The following is a 439-nucleotide window of genomic DNA, read 5'->3' as shown; positions in this document are numbered from 1 at the left end:
AGATCGCCTCCTAAGCTTTATGACGAGTGAGCGCGGCTTAGATAACACAGAAGTCGGCAGTGGGCACAATAAAGCGCGCAACATTGCCGTAGTGGCCACAACGAAAAATGGCGCAGAGAACAAATACCTCACCTTCGGCGAATACGAAAGCACTGAATTTTATAATTTCGTCGGTAATCGTCATATTATCGAAAACCGTCACGCCATTTGGATCACAGATTTTACCGACATCAACGACAGCGTGTCGCGTCTGAAGCCGTTGAAACTGGCCGATAACGTCATCTTGCTATTAATGGAAATGCACACCTTTGATGGCTATGACTACAGTGCCTACATGATGGTCAACAAAGACTTGCAAGTTCTTGTACCACTTACTCGTATGTATCAAGACATCATCTTCGCTCGCTCGGATGAATTGCGTGTTGAAAATGGCGTAGCC

At 46.0% G+C, this 439-nt stretch carries 1 protein-coding gene; it reads left to right on the top strand.

Annotation, left to right across the window (positions count from 1 at the left end):
* Window positions 1-439 (top strand): hypothetical protein (locus F8B77_RS17720; RefSeq protein WP_167512873.1); only part of this gene is annotated, 439 nt, incomplete at both ends.

Source organism: Aliivibrio finisterrensis (assembly GCF_008933155.1).
GTDB classification, from domain to species: Bacteria; Pseudomonadota; Gammaproteobacteria; order Enterobacterales; family Vibrionaceae; genus Aliivibrio; species Aliivibrio finisterrensis.
This window is presented reverse-complemented; position numbering and strand designations above follow the sequence as displayed.